This is a genomic window from Mixta intestinalis (genome assembly GCF_009914055.1).
Lineage (GTDB): Bacteria > Pseudomonadota > Gammaproteobacteria > Enterobacterales > Enterobacteriaceae > Mixta > Mixta intestinalis.
In genome coordinates, this window is sequence record NZ_CP028271.1 from 3,934,795 (window position 1) to 3,957,896 (window position 23,102).

At 55.2% G+C, this 23,102-nt stretch carries 18 protein-coding genes, 1 tRNA gene and 1 pseudogene; 15 read left to right on the forward strand and 5 right to left on the reverse strand.

Going from position 1 to position 23,102, the window contains the following annotated elements:
• Window positions 1-398: 398 nt before the first annotated feature.
• Complete coding sequence (locus tag C7M51_RS18260) at window positions 399-1,115, reverse strand: DUF3053 domain-containing protein (RefSeq protein ID WP_160622964.1); 717 nt, start codon at window positions 1,113-1,115, stop codon at window positions 399-401.
• Between the two features lie 411 nt (window positions 1,116-1,526).
• On the opposite strand from C7M51_RS18260, the gene C7M51_RS18265 reads away from it, so the two are divergent.
• Window positions 1,527-1,823: an HTH-type transcriptional regulator gene (locus tag C7M51_RS18265; protein ID WP_160622965.1), complete on the forward strand. Its 297-nt coding sequence runs from the start codon at window positions 1,527-1,529 to the stop codon at window positions 1,821-1,823.
• A 106-nt stretch (window positions 1,824-1,929) separates the two neighbouring features.
• Here the strand turns inward: C7M51_RS18265 and C7M51_RS18270 are convergent, their stop codons facing one another.
• Entirely contained in the window at window positions 1,930-2,517 is a 588-nt protein-coding gene (locus C7M51_RS18270) for an HD domain-containing protein (RefSeq protein WP_160623701.1), read from the reverse strand.
• Between the two features lie 63 nt (window positions 2,518-2,580).
• Between C7M51_RS18270 and C7M51_RS18275 the strand changes: the two genes are divergently transcribed.
• The 10 genes from C7M51_RS18275 to C7M51_RS18320 all read left to right on the forward strand — a co-directional run bounded on the left by C7M51_RS18275 (window position 2,581) and on the right by C7M51_RS18320 (window position 13,605).
• Window positions 2,581-3,036, forward strand: a complete 456-nt coding sequence (locus tag C7M51_RS18275; RefSeq protein ID WP_160622966.1) for a MarR family winged helix-turn-helix transcriptional regulator — start codon at window positions 2,581-2,583, stop codon at window positions 3,034-3,036.
• A 114-nt stretch (window positions 3,037-3,150) separates the two neighbouring features.
• Complete coding sequence (locus C7M51_RS18280) at window positions 3,151-3,579, forward strand: organic hydroperoxide resistance protein (RefSeq protein ID WP_160622967.1); 429 nt, start codon at window positions 3,151-3,153, stop codon at window positions 3,577-3,579.
• Window positions 3,580-3,859: 280 nt separating this feature from the next.
• Window positions 3,860-5,551 (forward strand): kdo(2)-lipid A phosphoethanolamine 7''-transferase, encoded by a 1,692-nt coding sequence (gene eptB / locus C7M51_RS18285; protein ID WP_160622968.1) that lies wholly within the window; start codon window positions 3,860-3,862, stop codon window positions 5,549-5,551.
• Window positions 5,552-5,659: 108 nt separating this feature from the next.
• Window positions 5,660-5,736, forward strand: a tRNA-Pro gene (locus C7M51_RS18290).
• A 731-nt stretch (window positions 5,737-6,467) separates the two neighbouring features.
• On the forward strand, window positions 6,468-8,078 hold the full coding sequence (dppA, locus tag C7M51_RS18295; RefSeq protein ID WP_160622969.1) for a dipeptide ABC transporter periplasmic-binding protein DppA: 1,611 nt from the start codon (window positions 6,468-6,470) through the stop codon (window positions 8,076-8,078).
• A 235-nt stretch (window positions 8,079-8,313) separates the two neighbouring features.
• Window positions 8,314-9,333 (forward strand): dipeptide ABC transporter permease DppB, encoded by a 1,020-nt coding sequence (dppB, locus tag C7M51_RS18300; protein ID WP_160622970.1) that lies wholly within the window; start codon window positions 8,314-8,316, stop codon window positions 9,331-9,333.
• An 11-nt stretch (window positions 9,334-9,344) separates the two neighbouring features.
• Window positions 9,345-10,247, forward strand: a complete 903-nt coding sequence (gene dppC, locus C7M51_RS18305; RefSeq protein WP_160622971.1) for a dipeptide ABC transporter permease DppC — start codon at window positions 9,345-9,347, stop codon at window positions 10,245-10,247.
• A gap of 12 nt (window positions 10,248-10,259) precedes the next feature.
• Window positions 10,260-11,246 (forward strand): dipeptide ABC transporter ATP-binding protein, encoded by a 987-nt coding sequence (gene dppD, locus C7M51_RS18310; protein WP_160622972.1) that lies wholly within the window; start codon window positions 10,260-10,262, stop codon window positions 11,244-11,246.
• On the forward strand, window positions 11,236-12,237 hold the full coding sequence (gene dppF / locus C7M51_RS18315; protein WP_160622973.1) for a dipeptide ABC transporter ATP-binding subunit DppF: 1,002 nt from the start codon (window positions 11,236-11,238) through the stop codon (window positions 12,235-12,237). The genes dppD and dppF overlap by 11 nt, the downstream gene beginning before the upstream one ends.
• A 402-nt stretch (window positions 12,238-12,639) precedes the next feature.
• On the forward strand, window positions 12,640-13,605 hold the full coding sequence (locus C7M51_RS18320; protein WP_244323765.1) for a methyl-accepting chemotaxis protein: 966 nt from the start codon (window positions 12,640-12,642) through the stop codon (window positions 13,603-13,605).
• Between the two features lie 61 nt (window positions 13,606-13,666).
• Here C7M51_RS18320 and bcsG read toward each other — a convergent pair whose 3' ends face one another.
• The 3 genes from bcsG to bcsE are packed head-to-tail and all read right to left on the reverse strand — an operon-like array spanning window position 13,667 to window position 17,069.
• The gene (gene bcsG / locus C7M51_RS18325) at window positions 13,667-15,328 is read right to left on the reverse strand and encodes a cellulose biosynthesis protein BcsG (protein WP_160622975.1); all 1,662 of its coding nucleotides are present in this window, start codon (window positions 15,326-15,328) and stop codon (window positions 13,667-13,669) included.
• On the reverse strand, window positions 15,328-15,507 hold the full coding sequence (locus C7M51_RS18330; RefSeq protein WP_425280983.1) for a cellulose biosynthesis protein BcsF: 180 nt from the start codon (window positions 15,505-15,507) through the stop codon (window positions 15,328-15,330). Before C7M51_RS18330 ends, bcsG begins: the two co-directional genes overlap by 1 nt.
• Before the next feature lie 5 nt (window positions 15,508-15,512).
• Entirely contained in the window at window positions 15,513-17,069 is a 1,557-nt protein-coding gene (gene bcsE, locus C7M51_RS18335; protein ID WP_160622977.1) for a cellulose biosynthesis protein BcsE, read from the reverse strand.
• A gap of 172 nt (window positions 17,070-17,241) precedes the next feature.
• Between bcsE and bcsR the strand changes: the two genes are divergently transcribed.
• The 4 genes and pseudogenes from bcsR (at window position 17,242) to bcsB (ending at window position 23,100) form a co-directional block, all read left to right on the forward strand.
• Window positions 17,242-17,451, forward strand: coding sequence for a cellulose biosynthesis protein BcsR (bcsR, locus tag C7M51_RS18340; protein ID WP_160622978.1), 210 nt, complete (start codon window positions 17,242-17,244; stop codon window positions 17,449-17,451).
• The gene (gene bcsQ / locus C7M51_RS18345) at window positions 17,439-18,170 is read left to right on the forward strand and encodes a cellulose biosynthesis protein BcsQ (protein ID WP_160622979.1); all 732 of its coding nucleotides are present in this window, start codon (window positions 17,439-17,441) and stop codon (window positions 18,168-18,170) included. Before bcsR ends, bcsQ begins: the two co-directional genes overlap by 13 nt.
• Window positions 18,167-20,774 (forward strand): annotated as a pseudogene (bcsA, locus tag C7M51_RS18350) (UDP-forming cellulose synthase catalytic subunit). The gene bcsQ and the pseudogene bcsA overlap by 4 nt, the downstream one beginning before the upstream one ends.
• 64 nt (window positions 20,775-20,838) lie before the next feature.
• Complete coding sequence (gene bcsB, locus C7M51_RS18355) at window positions 20,839-23,100, forward strand: cellulose biosynthesis cyclic di-GMP-binding regulatory protein BcsB (RefSeq protein WP_425281023.1); 2,262 nt, start codon at window positions 20,839-20,841, stop codon at window positions 23,098-23,100.
• Window positions 23,101-23,102: the final 2 nt, after the last annotated feature.

Sequence of the window (23,102 nt, forward strand, 5' to 3'; positions counted from 1 at the left end):
TTACTGTATGCAGGCGGACTCTAGCACGCGTTTAGCAAGCTGCGTAGTGAACCCGCCAGAGTGATTAAGATCACAATAAGAGGTAGAGAGAATGGGTGTTTTTAGTGACTATGATCACAGAAAAGCACGGAAAGAAAACCTTTTGGCTAAGTTCGGCAGCAAAAAGTGGTTTTTAATCGTGATAAAGATCACATTTTTATCTGATGGGTTTATGTCAAAAATGTGATTTTTATCACAATAAACTTTTGTTCAAAAATACGTCGGATCACACTTTATCCTGGCATGGAAAAAGAACGGCGTAAAATGTACAGGGATATAGAGTTTAGGCAGAACGGGACGGTAGATTAGAGCAAAAAGGACAGAGAGGGCGTCGGTATTAGCGCCCGACGCCTCAATTGTTACTGGAAACCGCCTTGTACAGCACTTTGTGCCTGCGTCAGCGCCTGTGCTTTCGCTGCGACGTTGCTCATCAGCGTATTATACTGGCTCGCCTGCTGTGACGTGGGGAACTGTACGCCATTATCGTTAAAGCTCACGCGCGCGCCCTGCTGCTGCAGGAAATCGCCCGCCTGCACCACATCCTGACTCAGCGACTGTAGCGCTGGCATCAGCGGCATCAACGAAGCGGCAGGCTGCGTAACCACTTTGGCATAAATACGATCGTAAACCGCTTTTAAGTCATCGGGCTGTTTCAGGGCCGCTTTGCTGCTGTCCGCCTGATTTTTCGCGTTCTGGATCTGCTGTGCTAGCACGTTCAGCGTGCCGCTGGTTTGGCGCAGCGTATCGCGATGGGTCAGATAATCCTGGGGTACGCGAATCGCAGAAAGCTCATCCACTACCGGACGCAGACCCTGATCGACCGCCTTATTCACCTGCTGGGAAAAGTTATAAATAATGGCGTAATCGTTGGTGTAATTGCCGAAGCGTTGTTTCTGATCTTCACTGAGCGCAGGCAGATGTTCGCCGCTACGCATCACGGTATTCTGTAAAAAGTCACTAAAGGCCTTGCGCTGTTCACCTTCTTTATCGCCACAGCCGGTAAGCTGCATAACAATCAGCAGTGCGGCTAAAGGTAGCCACAGACGCATCCAGACGCGAGAAACTCCGGTCGCCATAGCGTTTACTCCTGTAAATTAACGAACTATCTATTTGATTAAGCGGCGTAGCTGCCGCCCTGAGGTGCCTAAAGCATAGATCAATGCGATTAGGCTGAATATCACTATCGTTCAATTAATGAGAATTAACTGAACGCGTGACGCGGCAGGGAGCGAGAGGCAGGTTCGAAGCAGGAATCGGGCCAGAAAAAGCCAGGCTAAATGAAGAAAAGTAAAGGCGGAAGCAAGATCGAAAAATAGTCTCAAATTGGGCGGCAAAACGCCTGCGATCGTCTAATACTTAAATTCCGATTTATGTTGCACTGTCCTGACCTGCTTACCTTTGCAACAAACCGGCATTCTGAGCCTGAGTCTCAGGTTCTTGTCTCTGTTCTCTTTCACGTTGTTCATAGTGAGTTTTAGGAGTTTGCTATGGAAGTAAAAGATCCCATGGTTGAGTTACTCAGCAGTCTTGAGCAAATTGTATTAACACGGAATGTTGGTGGTACGTTAACTGCGCGCCAAGAAAAAACGGTTTCACTACCCGAACCACAGCGCCTGCGCGAAATGACCGGTATGAAAATTGATGAATTTGCCCGCGTGATGGGCGTGAGCGTCTCTTCGGTGAAAAGCTGGGAAGCGAGACGCACCCGCCCATCAGGCAGCGCACAAAAGCTTATGCAGCTACTGCATTCAAATCCTTACCTGGGCCGCCAGCTGCTTGACTGATTGTATTGCCAGCGAAAGAAACCCGCCATCTGGCGGGTTTTTTACTGGTCATAGTCACCCCCAGAGCGAAGCAATGCCTGCTTTATCCCTTCTTTAAGGCCGCCCTTCACAGCGCATACTTTGTCGCCTGACGCTGAAACCAGGCCTCCGGCACGTTATAAGGGCGCTGGCGTAGCTGCGCGATACCCTGGGCGATAGTGGCCTGCGCCTGCTGCCAGAGTGTGCTATCCCCGCGCTGCAACAGGGCGATCTGCACCTGCTTTTCTACCAGGTAGATACGGGCGAAGTGAGGATCGTACTGCACGATAGCGCGGGTATTATCGATAATATCCGCCAGCTTGATGGTTTGCGCCTGCGGTGAAGCCTCCGCGGTATGACGAAAATGTGCCACCTTACGCGCCGCACGATTTTTTGCCTGCGGCTGCTTGTCATCGGTAAGCATCGCGACCAGCGCCGCGACGTCTGCGCCAAACTGGTGCGTGATATCGTCCAGCGTGGTGCCGGTGTCCTCGACGGTATCATGCAGCCAGGCGGCGGCGAGCATTGCCTCGTTGTCGGTCACGCTGCGTACCAGCTCCACGACAGCCGCCGGATGGACAATATAGGGCTCGTCGGTATATTTGCGGCGCTGTCCGGCGGCGGCATGCACCTCAGTGGCGTAGCGTCTTGCCTGTTCTTCCAGTGACTGCATGATGGCTCCTTCGCGTTGACAATATATTGCTTGCAATTATGTAGTGCGCTACCTATATTGTCACGCATGAAACCGCAAGATGATAAAAAAACCTTAAGTGCGCCGCTGCTGCTGGATAATCAGCTCTGCTTTGCCCTTTATTCGGCGAACCTGGCGATGCACAAGCTCTATCGTCAGTTGTTAACGCAGCTCGATCTCACCTATCCACAATATCTGGTCATGCTGGTGCTATGGGAGCGCGACGACGTTACGGTTTCCGATATTGGCGAACGGCTGTTTCTCGATTCCGCCACGCTGACGCCGCTGCTGAAGCGCCTGGAGGCGGCAGGTCTGGTATCACGCCAGCGTTCACGTCTGGATGAGCGGCAGGTGGTGGTGACATTAACCGCAGAGGGGCGTAGCTTGCGGGAAAAAGCGTTAAGCATTCCTGAATCGGTACTTTGCGCCGTTGACTGCGATCTGGATGCGTTACAGGCGCTGAAAGCACAGTTGGATCGGCTGCGCGACAATCTTATCCGCTAACGTTTTACAGGCCAGCCGCTGGTAAAGGCGGCTTAACACAACGGAATTCATAATGGCGGGTTTATTAAATAGCCCGCGATTTAATCGTGAACACACAACAGGAAGGGGTTTACCATGTCACTGGAAAAAGTTATCTATCGTGCAAAAGCTAAAGTTACGGGTGGACGTGATGGCCGCGCCACCTCTTCTGACGGCGTGCTGGACGTAAAACTCGGCGTACCGAAAGAGATGGGCGGGGCAGGTGGTGAAGCGACCAACCCGGAACAGCTGTTTGCCGCTGGTTATTCTGCCTGCTTCCTTGGGGCGATGAAGTTCGTTGCCGCGCGCGATAAAATTGCGATGCCAAAAGAAGCTTTCATTGAAGGTGAAGTGGGTATCGGTCCGCTACCGACCGGTTTCGGTATTGAAGCCACGCTGAACATCAATCTGCCGGGCATGGATCGGGCAGAGGCGCAGAAGCTGGTAGAGGCTGCGCATATTGTTTGCCCTTACTCTAACGCCACCCGCAACAATATTGACGTCACCCTGAACATCATCAGCTAATTCTTCAGGCGGACGTGTATGCCAGGCGTCCGCCGCGTCTTTTTCATCACCTGACAAATTGTGCATTTTCTCGTCACGATGGCGAAATTTCGCTGATCCCGGCGGTTGGTTGTGATTAACTGGTCGCGCTTCACCGGAAAAGGCTCCTTTTTCCGTTCAGAATCCTCTGGTTCACCATGCCGTGAGAATATTGCGTTTCCCTGCAAGAACTCTGGCGCAGCCAAGCGGTCTGATTATCGTTTGTGAAACACTTGTTGCGCCGGGAATCAAAGAAGGTTGAATGAATTACATTAAATCGCTTACCCAGCAAAAGCTTTCTCTTTTGCTGTCGCTCTATATCGGCATCTTGCTGAACTTACCTATTTTTTACCGTCGGTTCGATCCTTTTCTCAGTAAATCCACTTTCACCAACTGGCTCTCTGCGGCGGCGGAAGTGATGGCGATTGTTCTGCTCACCTTCTTTCTGATGCGTTTGCTATCGCTGGGTGGCAGGCTGGTATACCGCATCCTTGCCACGCTGCTGGTACTGATTTCGGTCGCCGCCGCCTACTATATGGCGTTTTTCAACGTGGTGATTGGCTACGGCATCGTCGCTTCGGTGATGACCACCGATATTGATCTCTCTAAAGAAGTGGTGGGCTACCAGTTCGCGCTGTGGATGGTGCTGCTCAGCGCCTTGCCGCTGTTGATGATCTGGCGTAATCGCCTGCGTCTGACGCTGATTGAGCAGCTAAAAACACCGGGCCAGCGTCTGAAACCGATGGGTATTATGCTGTTGGCGGTGGCGCTAGTTTGGCTGCCGATTCGCTATTTCGATAAGCTGCAAAAAGCCAATGAAGAAATCACTAATATCGATCTGCCGAGCTACGGCGGCGTCGTGGCGCACTCTTATCTGCCCTCTAACTGGCTGTCGGCGCTGGGGCTGTTTACCTGGACGCGTATTGATGAGGCGGTAGACGGTGAGGAGCTGCTCGATCCGGCGAAACAGTTTACCTACGTAGCGCCGCCGGGCATTGACGATACCTATGTGGTGTTCGTGATTGGCGAAACCACCCGCTGGGATCATATGGGGCTGCTGGGCTACCAGCGTGACACGACGCCGAAGTTGTCTCATGAAAAGAACCTTGTCGCGTTCCGCGGCGAATCCTGCGATACCGCCACCAAGCTTTCGCTGCGCTGCATGTTTGTGCGCGAAGGCGGCACTATGGATAACCCAGGACGTACGCTGAAGGAAGAGAACATCTTCTCCGTATTGAAATCGCTTGGCTTTAGCTCTGAGCTGTTTGCCATGCAGAGCGAAGTCTGGTTTTACGACAACAGCCATGCGGATAACTTTGCCTTCCGTGAGCAGATTGGCTCTGAGCAGCGCAATCATGGCAAGCCGGTTGATGATATGCTGCTGATCCCGGAACTCCAGGCATCGCTCGATCGCCATCCGAACGGTAAACATCTGGTGGTGCTGCATACCAAAGGTTCGCACTATCTTTATTCCCAGCGCTATCCACGCAGCTATGCACGCTATACCCCGGAATGTATGGGCGTAGATGAGAAGTGCAGCAAAGCGCAGTTGATTAACGCCTTCGATAACTCCGTGCTTTACACCGACAGCGTGCTGGACAGCGTCTACGATCGGCTACGTGATAAAAAGGCGATAGTGTTCTATGCGGCGGATCACGGGGAATCGATCAGCGATAACATGCACCTGCACGGCACGCCGCGTGATATGGCACCGCCGGAACAGTTCCGTGTGCCGATGATCGTCTGGGCTTCCGATGGCTGGCTGGCGGATAATAATAACCGTCAGGCGTTTGAGCGTTTACAGGCACAGCAGCGCGTAGGGAAAACCCATCGCCATGTTGAACTGTTCGATACCATCCTCGGTTGTCTTGGCTACAGTTCGCCAAATGGCGGCATCAAGGCGGCGAATAACTGGTGTCAGGCACCCGATGCCAGCGCGATGGGAAAAAGCTAACGCCAGTTCCGGCGCGCCGTCGGCGTGAATGCTTTTCGTCCGGTTAATGCGTATGGCGTGAAAAAGTCATTGACGCCCGGCAGCGACCTGAGTAAGATGCGCCCCCATCGGCGAGTAGCGCAGCCTGGTAGCGCAACACGTTCGGGACGTGTGGGTCGGAGGTTCAAATCCTCTCTCGCCGACCAAATCCCAGGCCCCAGTCAGTAATGACTGGGGTTTTTGCTTTTCTGCACTGGCTATTTCTCCTCACTTCACCTTTTCCCTGGTATTCCTCTTTGCTCTGACATAGCCAAACGTTATCGCTTTTTGTGCGGTCATAACCTCTGCTTTTAGCGTGCTCGCCGTGTTAAAGACGGTTAACCGTTATTATTCACAGTTGCTACAGCACAGACCGCATTTTGCCTGCATTCTCTTCTTATTTCGTAGCACATCCCTATTGCCGTCCATTGGCCCGGTTGCGCCAGGGTAAAGTACAAAGCGGCAGCATTTTTTGCTGTTTTCCCGCCGAAACGGACGTTCAATCGTTCAGTTATTCAGCATCCAACGATAAAATTTAAAGGTTTTTTTGCCGCTGAACGCACTGTGCTGTGCGCTTTTCACCCGATCTTTATGCGGTTAATCCGTAAAACAATGAATTTTTCATCTGGATTTGTTAGTGGAAGGTTTTTTTTATGTTTGCTTGCTGTTTCTCACACTCTGTGTAAATACCTGACATCTGTATTGACGTCTTTGCGATCTGTTGACAAATTGATGTTTCACCGGGGTAAGGGAAGCGGATTCTTCTGATAGATTTCGCGCTGTCAGAGCCATCAATGCCACCACTTCACTCCAGACGCCTTCGGGCATTCGCACCGGCCGCACAAAAAAAACACAGGTCGGGCATACGCGCAAACACACATCACATTGGAGCATAAGCATGAGTATTTCCTTGGTTAAATCAGGGGTGCTAAAGGTTGGCCTGAGCCTGATTGCAATGACCGTGGCCGCCAGCGTTCAGGCTAAAACTCTGGTTTACTGTTCAGAAGGATCGCCGGAAGGTTTTAACCCGCAGCTGTTTACCTCGGGCACCACTTATGACGCCAGTTCGCGCCAGATTTATAACCGTCTGGTGGAGTTCACTATCGGCACCACCGAGCTGCATCCGGCGCTGGCTGAGAAGTGGGACGTCAGTGAAGATGGCAAAACCTATACTTTCCATCTGCGTAAAGGGGTGAAGTGGCACACCACCAAAGATTTCAAACCTACCCGCGACTTTAATGCCGATGACGTGGTATTCACTTTTGAGCGCCAGCTCGATAAAAACAACAAATACCACGGCGTTTCCGGCGGTAATTACGAATACTTCGAAGGCATGGACATGCCAAACCTGCTGGCGAAAGTCGAGAAAGTGGACGATTACACCGTGCGTTTTACTCTGACGCGCCCGGAAGCGCCGTTCCTTGCCGATTTGGGGATGGATTTCGCCTCTATCCTGTCCGCAGAATATGCTGACAAGATGCTGAAAGCGGGTACGCCGGAAAAAGTTGACCTCAACCCGGTGGGTACCGGCCCGTTCCAGCTGCTGCAATATCAAAAAGATTCACGCATCCTTTATAAAGCTAACGCCGATTACTGGGGCACCAGACCGAAAATCGATCGGCTGGTCTTCTCTATTACGCCTGATGCGTCAGTGCGTTACGCCAAGCTGCAAAAAGGCGAATGCCAGGTTATGCCCTATCCGAACCCGGCGGATATCGCCCGCATGAAGCAGGATAAAAACATCAATTTGATGGAGCAGCCTGGGCTGAACGTCGGCTATCTCTCCTACAACGTCGAGAAAAAACCGCTGGATAACGTCAAAGTACGCCAGGCGCTGACCATGGCGGTGAACAAAAAGGCGATTATCGACGCCGTCTATCAGGGCGCGGGCCAGCAGGCGAAAAACCTGATTCCGCCGACCATGTGGGGCTATAACGATGCGGTGCAGGATTACGCTTACGATCCTGAAAAAGCCAAAGCGCTGCTGAAAGAGGCAGGTATGGCCGATGGGTTCTCCATCGATCTCTGGGCGATGCCGGTACAGCGTCCTTACAACCCGAACGCCCGCCGCATGGCGGAGATGATTCAGGCTGACTGGGCGAAAATCGGCGTGAAGGCAAAAATCGTCACTTACGAGTGGGGCGAATATCTCAAGCGCGCCAAAGATGGCGAGCATCAGACGGTGATGATGGGCTGGACCGGCGACAACGGGGATCCGGATAACTTCTTCGGCACGCTGTTCAGCTGCGCTGCGGCGAAAGATGGCTCCAACTACTCGCGCTGGTGCGATAAATCGTTTGAGAATCTGATCCAGCCAGCACGCGCCACCGAAGACCACCAGAAACGTATCGAACTTTACAAGCAGGCTCAGGTAGTGATGCATGATCAGGCACCCGCGCTGATTATCGCCCACTCCACGGTATATGAGCCGGTCAGTAAGAAAGTCTCTAACTACGTGGTGGATCCGTTGGGCGGTCATTTCTTCGCTAACGTCGATATCGCTGAATAATCAACGAGGCCAGCTTCGCCTGGCCTGATATAACCCTGAGCCGCCGCTGTCCATATTCATTATGGGCAGCGGTGGCCCGACGGCGATAGCTGTGGGCTGAAGTGGCTTCATCCCCTTTCCCGGACGAAAAAATGGCTAAGGCGCAATACACCGCGTCGCGGTTAGCTTCACGCTAACGCAGGCATGTGAGCAAAACTCGCCCAGTGTGGCGGGATAAAAACAGAGAAACCGGATTATGCTGCAGTTCATATTCCGACGTTTGGGCTTGGTTATCCCAACGTTTATCGGTATTACCCTTTTAACCTTTGCCTTTGTGCATCTGATCCCAGGCGATCCGGTGCTGATCATGGCGGGCGAACGCGGGATCTCCCCGGAACGCCACGCGCAGCTGATGGCCCAGCTTGGTCTGGATCAGCCGATGTGGAAACAGTACTTCACCTACATTAATGGCGTTCTGCATGGCGATCTCGGCATCTCGCTGAAAAGCCGCACGCCGGTATGGGATGAGTTTGTCCCGCGTTTTAAAGCCACGCTGGAACTGGGCATCTGCGCCATGCTGTTTGCGATGATCGTCGGCATCCCGGTTGGCGTGCTGGCGGCGGTAAAACGCGGCTCGATTTTCGACCATACCGCGGTAGGCATCTCGCTGACTGGCTACTCCATGCCCATCTTCTGGTGGGGCATCATGCTGATCATGCTGGTTTCGGTACAGCTTAACCTGACGCCGGTTTCCGGGCGTCTGGGTGACGCGGTCTTCCTTGATGATACGCAACCGCTGACCGGCTTTGTGCTGATCGATACCTTAATCTGGGGCGAAGCGGGCGATTTTAAGGATGCGGTAATGCATATGATCCTGCCTGCGATTGTGCTGGGCACCATTCCGCTGGCGGTGATTGTGCGTATGACGCGCTCTTCGATGCTGGAAGTGCTGGGTGAGGATTATATCCGCACCGCGCGCGCCAAAGGGCTGACGCGGATGCGCGTTATAGTGGTTCACGCGCTGCGCAACGCCATGCTGCCGGTGGTCACCGTGATCGGCCTGCAAATCGGTACGCTGCTGGCCGGGGCGATCCTCACCGAAACCATCTTCTCGTGGCCTGGACTGGGGCGCTGGCTGATTGAAGCTTTACAGCGGCGCGATTATCCGGTGGTGCAGGGCGGCGTGCTGATGGTGGCGACGCTCATCATCCTGGTTAACCTGCTGGTTGATCTGCTCTACGGCGTGGTGAATCCGCGCATTCGACATAAAAAATAGGGGGCCGCGACATGTCTGTGGTTGATTCTGGCAGCGTAAATGCTGCACCCAAGCCGATGACCCCGTTACAGGAATTCTGGCACTACTTTAAACGCAACAAGGGCGCGGTAACCGGGCTGGTTTATATCATCATCATGGTGCTGATCGCGATCTTCGCCAGCCTGCTGGCACCGCACGGTCCGGCGGAACAGTTCCGCGATGCCTTGCTGCGCCCGCCGGTCTGGCAGGAGGGCGGTAGCTGGCAATATATCCTTGGCACCGATGACGTGGGCCGCGATGTGCTGTCGCGCCTGATGTATGGCGCGCGGCTGTCGCTGCTGGTGGGCTGCATGGTGGTGTTACTGTCGCTGATTCTCGGCGTGATTTTAGGGCTGCTGGCGGGCTACGTTGGCGGTGCGCTGGATGCCACCATTATGCGCCTGGTCGATATTATGCTGGCGCTGCCGAGCCTGCTGCTGGCGCTGGTGCTGGTAGCGATTTTTGGACCATCGATCGTCAACGCCTCGCTGGCCTTGACCTTCGTGGCATTGCCGCACTACATCCGTCTGACACGTGCGGCGGTGCTGGTGGAGGTTAACCGCGATTACGTCACCGCTTCCAGCGTGGCGGGTGCAGGCGCGCTGCGTCAGATGTTTGTCAATATTCTGCCTAACTGTCTCGCGCCGCTGATTGTGCAGGCGTCGCTTGGTTTCTCCAACGCAATCCTGGATATGGCCGCGCTGGGCTTTCTCGGTATGGGCGCGCAGCCGCCGACGCCGGAGTGGGGCACCATGCTCTCCGACGTGCTGCAATATGCGCAAAGCGCCTGGTGGGTGGTCACCTTCCCAGGCGTAGTGATCCTGTTGACGGTACTGGCGTTTAACCTGATGGGCGATGGTTTGCGTGATGCGCTCGACCCGAAACTCAAGCAGTAAAGAGGCACCGAGATGGCGTTATTAAATATAGAAAAACTGTCGGTGCATTTCGGCGATGAAAAAGCACCGTTCCGCGCGGTTGACCGCATCAGCTATCAGGTAGAGCAGGGGCAGGTTGTCGGCATCGTCGGCGAGTCCGGCTCCGGCAAATCGGTCAGCTCGCTGGCAATCATGGGGCTGATTGATTATCCAGGCCGCGTCATGGCGGATAAGCTGGAATTTAACCAGCGCGACCTGAAGCGCATCTCCGAAAAAGAGCGTCGCCAGCTGGTTGGCTCGGAAGTGGCGATGATTTTCCAGGACCCGATGACCAGCCTTAATCCTTGCTACACCGTTGGCTATCAGATTATGGAAGCGATTAAGGTGCATCAGGGCGGCAACCGCCGTACCCGACGCCAGCGCGCTATCGATCTGCTGAATCAGGTCGGGATTCCCGATCCGGAATCGCGGCTGGATGTCTATCCGCACCAGCTCTCCGGCGGGATGAGCCAGCGCGTGATGATCGCGATGGCGATAGCCTGCCGCCCGCGCCTGCTGATTGCTGATGAACCGACTACCGCGCTCGACGTGACGATTCAGGCGCAGATTATTGAGCTGCTGCTGGAGCTGCAAAAACAGGAGAACATGGCGCTGATCCTGATTACGCACGATCTGGCGCTGGTGGCCGAGGCCGCGCAGCACATCATCGTGATGTATGCCGGGCAGGTGGTGGAAACCGGTAAGGCGGGTGATATCTTCAAAGCGCCGCGCCATCCCTATACTCAGGCGCTGCTGCGCGCCCTGCCGGAATTTGCGGCGGATAAAGCGCGGCTGGCCTCGCTGCCGGGCGTGGTGCCGGGCAAATATGACCGTCCTGCTGGCTGCCTGCTTAACCCGCGCTGCCCTTACGCCACCGACCGTTGCCGTGTGGAAGAACCTGAACTTCGTGATATTCCGGGGCGTCAGTCCAAGTGCCACTATCCGCTGGATGATGCCGGGAGGCCAACTTATGCATCCTGAAACACAACAACAGTATCTGCTACAGGCGATTGACCTGAAAAAGCACTATCCGGTGAAAAAGGGGATATTCGGACAGCCGCGACTGGTGAAGGCGCTGGATGGCGTTTCGTTTAACCTGGAGCGCGGTAAAACGCTGGCGGTAGTCGGCGAATCGGGCTGCGGTAAATCGACGCTGGGCCGCCTGCTGACGATGATCGAAACGCCGACCGAAGGACAGCTGTTCTGGCACGGCCAGGATCTGCTTCAGCACGATCCGCAGGCGCAAAAACTGCGCCGTCAGAAAATCCAGATTGTGTTCCAGAACCCTTATGGCTCACTGAACCCGCGCAAAAAGGTCAGCCAGATCCTGGAAGAGCCGCTGCTGATTAATACCTCGCTCAGCAAAGCGGAGCGGCGGGGAAAAACCCTGGAGATGATGGCGAAAGTCGGGCTGAAAACCGAACATTACGATCGCTATCCGCATATGTTCTCCGGCGGACAGCGCCAGCGCATCGCCATCGCACGTGGTCTGATGCTCGATCCTGACGTGCTGATTGCCGATGAGCCGGTGTCGGCGCTTGATGTTTCGGTGCGTGCGCAGGTATTGAACCTGATGATGGATTTGCAGCAGGAGATGGGGCTCTCCTACGTCTTTATCTCGCACGATCTGTCGGTGGTGGAGCATATTGCCGATGAGGTGATGGTTATGTATCTGGGGCGCTGCGTGGAGAAAGGCAGCAAAGAGGCGATCTTTAGCAATCCGCGCCATCCTTACACCCAGGCGCTGCTTTCCGCCACGCCGCGCCTCAACCCGGACGACCGGCGCGAGCGCATCAAGTTGACCGGTGAGCTGCCGAGCCCGCTTAGCCCGCCGCCTGGCTGCGCCTTTAACGCCCGCTGCCGCCGTCGTTTCGGCACCTGCGTTCAGCTACAGCCGCAGCTTAAATATTATGGCGATCAGCAGATCGCCTGTTTTGCCGTCGATCAGGACGAACAGCAGCAGGCTGGTTAAAAAATCAAACGTCATCGCATTAATTTCACGGTGCGATGACGTTCTGTTATTACTTTTTCCGCACGACTTCCCGTAAATGGCTTATTACCAGCGTCAATAACCCCGATTAATAAAATTGTCTATTGCCAGAAAACACTTAAAGAAAGAAGCTCGGCGCTTTAATGCTTTTCGCTATAAGCGAATAAATATATTCTCGCTATTTAAAGAATTAAGGCACGTTGGGTGGCGAAGCGCGAGCTTTTTCAGGAAAACGGCGATTAATTCGTCTCAGGCTTGGCGTGGTAGCTAAATGTAAAAATGCTATAGTAAATAAGCGAATGTAAAATGGACAATACTTTTAGTTTATTTCATTTCGGAAAGAAAAAACGACCAGAGCCCGTAATCATACCGCAGGAAAGCGTTGTGGTTCAAAAAGATACGATTTATGAGCGGATTATATGTCAGAATTTACTTTCCGGCATGGGCAGTATAGAAATCATTCGAAATTCTCTGCTTAATTCCAGTGAACAGCTGAAAAAAGAGCAGGAGATAATTGAAGCGCTGAATGAAAAAAACCTTTATGCGCAAAATGCTATTCAGGCGCTAATGAATCAGGTTAGCCAGTTTGAAGAACGGGCGAACAATGAAAATGCGGTCAGCCAGGATTTACAGCTGGCGGTGGGTGAAATAAACGACTGCGTCAATGATATCGATCGGCTGGCGAATCAAACTAACCTGCTGGCGATTAATTCCGCAATTGAAGCTGCCAGAGTAGGGAGTCAGGGGCGCGGTTTTTCGGTGCTTTCGCGTGAGGTAAAAACGCTGGCGGAAGAGGTAAAACATCAGTCGGGTAAAATAGAAATCTTAACCGGCAATATTCATCATCTGGCCAGTCAGGTCTGTGAAAACGCGGCGGGCGTCATGAGCGCGCTGGCTACCATCAAAAGAGACGTGACGCTGGCCTGTGAGGCGCTGGAAGAGGTCATTACCCGCTCCACGCGTATGCAGGCCATTATCCAGTTTATCTCCCGTCAGCAGTTTCTTAATACCGTTAAGCTCGATCACATCATCTGGAAGCAACAGGTATATACCCTGTTGTTCAATCAGGATATGCGCTCCAGCGTCAACAGCCATCAGGAATGCCGTCTCGGTAAGTGGTATTACGGCGGTGAAGGGCGAGCGTTGTTCAGCGATAACACCCATTTTCGCCAGCTTGAGCAACCGCACGCCAGCGTTCACAACAGCGGGCGAGCGGCGCTGGCGGCTTTTGCGAAAGGCGATACCAAAGCGCTTTCTGACGCGCTGGCGCATATGGAGCAGGCCAGCGATCGGGTGATCATTATTCTCGATCGGCTAATTGAATGTATTACGCCGGAACAGATTGCCTGAATGCAGGCGGTGAAGGCGTAAAAAAGCCCGCAGGCGCGGGCTTTACTGTTTGTTGCACGTTCTACTGCGGATAAGGTACCCAGTCGCCACCGTTCAGACGAATCCAGGGTTTGCCCTGATACATCACTACCACCGCATTATCATTTTCTGACACTACCGGCGTTTGCGGCAGGTTTTCCGTCAGCACCGACATGTTAACGTTTGGCGCGTTAAACACCTGGCCATCTACCACGCGTGCCAGCAGTTCAGACACCGCCAGCAGGCTGGTTGGTGTCTCGATGCTCAGCGGCTGACCCTGATGCGGCGCTTTCATACCGACAAAGCGAATGCCCACCGGCACATGGGTAATGCTGGGGCTGGGAATATCGCGCAGCCCGGACATCTGCATTTTATCACCCACGACCGCCGCGCCATGCTCCGGCACTACCAGCACCATAACCCGACGGCCCGATTTTTCCAGGTTAGTCAGGAAAGCGTCAAGCTGATCGAACAGCACCTGCGCGCGCGGCTTCCAGGGGGCGGTGCCGGTGCTGCCAGGCTCTCGCGTGCCGTCATGCAGCGGGATCAGGTTATAGAAGGTGGCGGTACGGGCATCGCTGCTTTTGGTGCGATCGTCCAGCCAGCGCTGCATCAGCTGCGCATCGTTGAACACCGGCGAGCCGTCAAACGAGGTCAGCTCCGGTGCGATCCCCTCTTGCGACATCAGCGGCGCCTGCAAATCGCCATCTTCACGCAGCTCTTTCAGGTAGTTACCGAACACGCCGGTATGGTCCATCATCAGCTGTTCTTTAAAGCCCAGCTGCGCCAGATTATCAAACAGATAGCACTGCTGCTGCGTCGGCTTATAGAGATCGCTGTGCGAGGTCTGACCGCAGCTGGCGCGCAACAGGCGTATCCCCGCCGGGCCGCTGTAGCTAGTGGCGGAGTTATAGTTGTTAAGCAGAATATCAAAATGCTTCCACAACGGATGCTCGCGCAGCTGCGCCGCATCGATATCTGACCAGGCAAGCGAGCAGATATTGATAATCAAAATATCGAACGGCTGGGAATCAGGCGATAACGACGCGGGAAAATGGGTGACGCGCTGCTTCTCCGTCTCGTAAAAGCGGTTCAGATAAGCGGTCAGGTTGGCGCTGGTAGGCGGCGCGGATTCATCGAGCGCGTTTTTATCTGCTGCGGCGTTATCGGCTGACGTTTTACTGTTGAGTACCACTTCCGGCGTGGCGGCCCGCGTCGGCAGCAGGGAGATTGACGGTCCGGCGATATTAATCATATTTATCCAGATCAGCATCAGCGAAACCAGCACGGTGATGCGCACCCACTGCGAGATAAACAGATAAAGCACCAGCATCACGAAGGCGGCACCCACCATCTGCCAGTTAATAAAACGGTTAAAGAGATCGAGCAGGTAAGCCCCGGAGAAACCGGCAACCTGACCGCCCTGGCTCAGTATGCTCTGCGGGCCAGGCAGCCAGGTATCGTGCCAGAACAGGCCAATAGCGATCGGCAGCGAGATCCAGTTGCGCAGGCGATGCAGGCGCATTGACGGCAACGGTAACAGCAGCCAGGCGAGAAAAACCAGGTTCGCCAGCGCATGAAAGTTAAGGTAGCCGAACCACAGCAGGGCAAATTTGATCAGGAAATAGAAGTTCCAGCCACCCAGCCCGTGCCAGCTGCGCCAGAAAGCCGTCCCTGAAGGCGGCGTCTTTTTACCATCATTCATTATTTATCTTTATCCGTTTTGGTAGTCTGGCGTTGCCAGGTGCCTTCATATTTTAACGAGCGTGGCGGCAGTAGCCGTTGTGTCAGGCCACGCCAGCGTGCGGGCAGCCAGCGGGTATAGAACGGTTTCGCCAGCAGCGCGATCAGCAGCAGCAGAATCAGGATCTGCACTCCATCCATTAATGTCATTCGCGTGGTGTCTCGGTTAATTGAATGCTGAGCGTAACCGGCTGTGGCGTCTGGCGTAGCGTCGGAACCGGCGGCGGCGCGCTTTCGGCAACGGCGACGTTGAGTTTTGGCGGCATATCTTTCCAGGCCCCCGGCACCAGCGCCTTCATCTGCCGGACTTCGGAAAGAATTTGCAGATCCTCAAACCACACCAGCCGGTTGGAAAACAGCTCATCGTGCGGCAGGCGGAAAATAAACTTCAGCGCGGTATCGAGATCGCTATAGCGGCATGAAGAGAGAAACAGATAGAGGCGATCGCCCAGCAGCGTTACCAGATCGCCGTAACGCCGCGGTTTGCAGAGCGTCAGCGCCTGCTCCGGCCTCAGCTCCGGGACCGGACGCAACGCCACCAGCAGCCCCTTGCCGTTCTCCGGCAGCAGCGTGTTATCCACCAGCTGCGTTACCGCCTGGCAAAATTTATCCAGCGGCAGAAAACCGCGCAGCTGTAGAGGCTGAAGCGATTGCAGCAGCGCATCCAGATTAGCGGGCACGTGACGGTTATAGCGCTGGCCCTGTAAACTCTCCAGCGTGGTTAAAAAGCGCGACATCGGTGCGCCAAACGGCACGATGGTGTTAACGCCGCAGGCCAGCAGCAGGCGCTCATCGCTGTAGCGCAGGCTGGTTTGCATTTCACGTATTACGATTTTTAACCCCGCGCCGCGTGACAGCCGCAGGCTGTGTATCTCTTGCGCCAGTTCACGAATTTGCTCGTTATGGCTCAGCGAGAAAATCACCGTGGCGGAATCGGCCTGCTGTGCCCGTGAAGCGGTCAGCGCGTTGCTGTCAAACAGCTGCCAGTAACTGGAGAGCGGCGGCGCGCCTTCCAGCACCTGTTTTTCCGCAATACAGATCGCTTCATCGTTGAGCGTCAACGGTGTGTTCTGCGTTTTTTCATGAATCGCTGCAAAGCCGCCGGATGGCTGATATGACAGACGTAATGCGCGATCCGCCATCAGACGGCTGTCATGGCACCACCAGTTCACGCGATAATTCCAGCTGTCCTGTTGATATTCCAGATGCGCCAGCCCATTTAGCTGGCGAAAAGTATTAAGTAATGACAGTCGTAAATTATTTACACCTGAACCGGATGTAATAATTAACAGGCAGCAATTACATACGGAAAGTATGTGATTAATCTTTTTTAACCAGGCAATTAATTCCGCAGGTGATAGTTTTTCAATGAAAGAAAAATCATTAAAAAATAAAATCAGCCGTGGCTTTGCTGAAAGGATTCGCGCTAAATCTTCCGGCAAATCCAATAACGCCCGGCGTTTTTCTGCCAGCGAATAGCATGGAATACGATCTGGCCCAGGAGAAAGAACCGGTTCCAGTAACGACTGCGGTTTTTCTCCCGCGCTAATCAGCGTTACCGCCTTTTGTGCAGACATAACCTGACGTGCCAGCCTGCGCGCATCCTCAGGCCGGTTAACGGTAAGCCAATAGCAGCCGGGCGGCTGCATATCGATTAATTCATTCTGAACCTGCTCAATACCGAGCGTAAAAGAGATTGCCATAGAAGTTTCGCAAATTGGTTCAACCGAAGCTATTTTATTATAGACAGCGATTTATTTCGCCTGGATAATTTTACTGAATATAATAAAAAACAGGCCATACGTATCGCCTGTGCTTTTACCGCAGGTCTGAAAAAATTAACGCTATTCAGCGTCCTCTTTGATGGCAAGATAAATGAAGCAACCGCAAGAAATTTCTGCAATGCCCGATAATACCGGAATGCCGGATGATATCAGTACCCTCGGTGAGGCATTTTCGTTTTCTGCATTTCGCTATGTCGATATTGCACGTGAGGAAAGGCTGACGGCGATTCTGGCTCGCTGGCCGTTACTGCATGAGCTTTCCGCTGCGCAGCAGGAAAAGGAAAGCCTATGCCGGTTTTAGCTCTACAGGGTATACGTGGTGGCACGGGAGCGACCTCGATTACGGCGGCGCTGGCCTGGGCATTGCAGCAGCTGGGCGAAACGGCGATCGCGATGGACTGGTCACCCGCAAACCAGCTGCGACTGCATTTCAATACGCCGCAGCGCGAGGCGCGCGGCTGGGTGCGAGCGGCGCTGGATGGCGAGGCGCAAACACAGGTGGCGTTGCGCTATCCGGGCGGCCCCGATTTTATTCCCTTTGGTCAGCTTAACGCTGAAGAACGCAGGCGCTTTTATTCCGATCCCGCACCCTTCGTTACGCCGTGGCTGCATCATCTGACGACGCTGAAAAGTCAGTACCGCTGGGTATTGCTCGATCTTCCCGGCGATGAACATCCCTGGCTACAGCCGGTGTACGCGCAGGTCGATCGTCTGATTCAGCTGCTGGTGGCCGATGGCAACTGCCATACGCGGCTGCACCAGTCCGCCGCTGCCGTGCCGCCGCTTTATCTGCTCAATCTGTTTAACGCCAACAGCAAGGTTCAGCAGGATCTGCATCAGCTGTGGATTGGCACGTTGCGCAATCTGATTCCGCTGCTGATCCATCGTGATGAGGCGCTTTCTGAAGCGCTGCTGAACAAGCAGCCACTGGGCGAGTATCGTCCGCATGCGCTCGCCAGTGAAGAGATTGTGACTCTGGCGAACTGGCTGATTATGCATACCGGCGGGGAGGGGACATGAATCCGTTACGCTGGTTGATTGCCGCACCGGCCTGGCAGACGCTAAGTACGCGTTACGACGGCTACCGTCTGGCGGGGAGCTCCGCGCTGGCGGCGGGCATTCACTGTTTCTGGCTGGTGCTGGGCTGGTCGCTGTTGCGCTTTGAAGCCCCAGGCTGGCAGCGCATTATCGCCCAGCGCCGCACGCTCTGGCCGCATATTTCGCCGGAACGCCCGCGACCGCTCGATATCCTGCGCTTTCTCTCGCAGAGTATCTGGCTGCTGCTGTTTCTGCCGCAGGATGGCAGCACCCGCAGCCAGCGCAAAAGGTTCAACGCCTTTCATCGTTTGTTTGGCTGGCGCCAGCAGGCGTATCTCTGGCTCGATCGCCTGCCGCAGCATATTCACCGGGGCGAGCGGCTGGAGGAGAAGCTTAATCGCCTGTCGCCAGGGCTGCGTAAACTGCTGTTTATTTGCGGCAGCCTGATTGCTGCTGCGCTGGCGCTGCTCTGTATTTCACAGCCGTTCGATCTCTTCACGCAGTTTATCTTTGTGCTGATGCTTTGGGCACTGGCGATGGTGGTAAGGCGCGTGCCGGGACGGCTGGCGACCATGATGCTGATCGTCCTGTCGCTCACGGTTTCCTGTCGCTATTTGTGGTGGCGCTATACTTCGACGCTCAACTGGGACGATCCGGTAAGTCTGACCTTCGGCCTGCTGCTGATCGTGGCGGAAACCTATGCCTGGGTGGTGCTGGTGCTGGGCTATTTTCAGACGCTGTGGCCGCTGCACCGCCAGCCGGTCTCGCTGCCGGAAGATACGCGCCTCTGGCCCAGCGTCGATCTGCTGGTGCCGACCTATAACGAGCCGATGAGCGTGGTAAAAACCAACGATCTACGCCGCGCTGGGCATCGACTGGCCGAAAGATAAGGTAACGATCTACATCCTCGACGACGGCAACCGTCAGGCGTTTCGCGAGTTCGCCGCCAGCGTCGGGGTCAGGTATGTGGCGCGCCCGACCCATGAACATGCGAAGGCGGGCAATATCAACAATGCGCTGCGCACCGAGTGCAAAAGCGAATTTGTCACCATTTTCGACTGTGACCATGTGCCGACGCGCTCTTTCCTGCAAATGACGCTGGGCTGGTTTATTAAGGATAACAAGCTGGCGATGCTGCAAACGCCGCATCACTTCTTCTCGCCCGATCCCTTTGAGCGCAACCTCGGTCGTTTCCGCCGCACGCCGAACGAGGGCACGCTGTTTTATGGCCTGGTGCAGGACGGCAACGATACCTGGGACGCCACCTTTTTCTGCGGCTCCTGTGCGGTGCTGCGCCGTAGCGCGCTGGATGAAATTGGCGGTATCGCGGTCGAGACGGTAACGGAAGATGCGCACACCTCGCTGCGCCTGCACCGGCGTGGTCACACCTCGGCCTATATTCGCATTCCGCAGGCGGCGGGGTTGGCGACGGAGAGCCTGTCGGCGCATATCGGGCAGCGTATCCGCTGGGCGCGCGGCATGGTGCAGATTTTCCGTCTCGATAATCCGCTGCTGGGGCGCGGCCTGAAACTGGTGCAGCGGCTCTGCTATGCCAACGCCATGCTGCACTTTCTCTCCGGCATTCCGCGTCTGATTTTCCTGCTGGCACCGCTCGCTTTCCTGCTGTTTCACGCCTATATCATCTTCGCACCGGCGCTGGCGATCGCCATTTACGTGCTGCCGCATATGCTGCATACCAGCCTGACCAACTCGCGTATCCAGGGGCGTTATCGCCACTCTTTCTGGAGCGAGGTCTATGAAACGGTGCTGGCCTGGTATATCGCACGGCCTACTACGGTGGCGCTGTTTAACCCGCACAAGGGCAAGTTTAACGTCACGGCGAAGGGCGGCCTGGTAGAGGAACAGCATCTCGACTGGGTGATCACCAAACCCTATATGATTCTGGTGCTGCTTAACCTGGCGGGTGTGATCATGGCGGGCTGGCGCGTCTTTTATGGCCCGCAAAATGAAGTATTAACGGTGCTGGTGAGCCTGCTGTGGGTGTTCTACAACATGATTATCCTCGGTGGCGCAGTGGCGGTATCGGTGGAGGCGCGTCAGATCCGCGAGGCGCATCGCGTGGAGATGGCGATGCCCGCCGCTATCGCCCGTAAGGATGGTCATATGCTGCCCTGTACGCTGCGCGACTATTCGGACGGTGGCGTCGGCGTTGAGCTGCGTGAGCCGGATGCGCTCCGCGACGGCGAAGAGATCCACCTGTTGCTGCGACGCGGTCAGCAGGAATTTAGCTTTCCCGCCACGGTGCAGCGCGTTTTTGGGCGTCGGGCCGGTATCCGCCTGAGCCACCTCACAACGGAACAGCATATCGATTTTATTCAGTGCACCTTCGCACGTGCCGATACCTGGGCGCTGTGGCAGGACGGCTTCCCGGAAGATAAACCGGTGCAGAGCCTGACCGACATTATGATTCTGGGCTTTAAAGGCTATATCCGGCTGGCGGAGTATGGGCCAGCCCGCTTGCGCCGCCTGTTTCGCATGATGACCGCCTTCCTCTCCTGGCTGGCGTCATTTTTTCCCAAAGGCGTGGGAAGCGCACCGGCAGGCGTTGCCGGTGTAAAACAATGACTCAACTGATGATGCGACAATGACGAGAAAAATAAGCTGGTTTACCGCTGTGCTGATGGGCCTGATGCCGCTGGCTTACGGCGCTCCTGAATCCCATCCGACGCCGAACGATATGGCGCAGCCGATAGATGCGCCGCAGACTGCCGTTTCGCCCGTGCTCGCCGCCGCGCCCGTCGATCCGGCAGCGCCGGTACGCAATAACGCGCTGCTGTTCAGCAACGTTGCCCCTGCGCCGGGTAGCTTTAAGCTACAGGGCACGCGCCCGGACGGACAGATTGAATTTGGCGTGCGTAGCGATGAGCTGGTTACTCAGGCGGTACTGCATCTCAGCTATCGTCCTTCGCCCGCGCTGCTGCCGACGCTGTCACATTTTAAGGTCTACCTGAATGATGAGCTGGTAGGGCTGGTAACCATTACGCCGGAACAGCTGGGGAAAGAGAGCCAGGCGACGTTAAACCTCGATCCGCGCTTTATCGGCGATTTTAACCGCGTGCGCTTTGAGCTGGTGGGCCACTACACCAATATCTGTGAAAACCCGGCGAACAGCGCTATTTGGGTAGATATCGGTAAAGAGAGCCGCCTCGATCTCACTTTGCAGAAGCTGCCGCTGAAAAACGATCTCTCTGATTTCCCGGAGCCGTTTTTCGACAGCCGCGATAACCGTCCGCTACAGCTGCCGATGGTGTTTGCTGCCGCGCCGGGGCAGGTGCAGCAGCATGCCGCAGCGCTGCTGGCTTCCTGGTTCGGCGTACAGGCGCAGTGGCGCGGCCAGTCATTCCCGGCGCTCTATAATCAGCTGCCGCAACAGCAGCATGCGGTGGTATTCGCCACCAATGCGCAGCGGCCCGATTTTCTGAAGGATTATCCGCCGGTGGACAGGCCCACCGTGGAGCTTATCAGCCAGCCCGATAATCCTTATCAGAAGATGTTACTGGTGCTGGGGCGCAATGATGAAGATCTGCTAACGGCGGCGAAAGGCATCGCGCAGGGCGAGCTGCTGCTGCGCGGGCAGTCTTCTACCGTGGAGGCGGTAAAAGAGCTGGCACCGCGCCAGCCTTATGATGCGCCTAACTGGGTGCGCACCGATCGCGCCACCAAATTCTCCGAGCTGCAACAGTATGAGAACCAGCTTCAGGGTGATGGCATTCAGCCCTGGCCGATTAGCCTGACGCTGAATCTGCCGCCGGATCTCTTCCTGGTGCGCGCGCGCGGTATCAATATGGATATCGCCTATCGTTATACCTCGCCGCGGCAAAACGATGGCTCGCGGCTGGCGATCCATCTTAACAACCAGTTTATGCAGGACTATCCGCTACTGGTAAAAAGCGCCAGCGGCAAGCAGCTGCTGCATATTCCGCTGATTCAGGGATTGCAGGATAACAGCACGTCGCTGACGATTCCGGCGCTGCGCCTGGGTGTGGTAAATCAGCTGCGCTTCGATTTTGACTACGCGGCGACCGTTATCGGCGGCGGCAACGAAACGCGCTGTGAAACGGTGACGCCGGTGACCAACCACGTTGTCGTGGACGGTAACTCCACCATCGATTTTTCCGGCTACCGCCACTATATCGAGATGCCGTCACTACGCGCCTTCGCGAACGCGGGTTTCCCCTTCAGTCGCCTCGCCGATTTGTCACAAACCCTGGTGCTGGTCAACGCGCAGCCGCGAGCCGATCAGGTTAGCGCACTGCTGAATGCGTTGGGCAATATCGGCGCGCAGACCGGTTTTCCGGCGCTTAACGTGCAGATTACCGACGACTGGTCAAAAGCCAAATCAACCGATGCCGATTTACTGATGATCGGCGCAATTCCTCCCGATCTACGTGAAGATAGCCGTATTAACCTGCTGGTAGATGCAGCAAAAAGCTGGGTAAAAATGCCGGTACGCCAGCCACCGCTGGATAACATGACTGCGCCCGCAGGCGATCGCACCGCCGCCAGCCAGACCACCATTGTCTCTGACGGCCCGATGGCGGCAATCATCGGCTTTCAGTCGCCGTTTCACAATCAGCGCAGCGTGGTAGCGCTGCTGGCGGATAGTCCTCGAGCCTATCAGCTGCTCAACAATGCGCTGCTCGATAGCGGCAAGCGCGCCGCCATCTATGGCTCCGCCGCTGTTATTCGTGAATCGGGCGTTAACAGCCTGCGTGTGGGGGAAACCTATTTTGTTGGTCATCTGCCGTGGTGGGAGCGGCTGTGGCATGCGCTGGCGACACATCCGGCTCTGCTGGCGCTGTTCGCAGTGATCGTTGTGGTCATTGTTGCGATGATGGTCTGGCGTCTGATGCGTCTGGTTGCCCGTCGTCGTCTTGGAGATGATGATTGAAA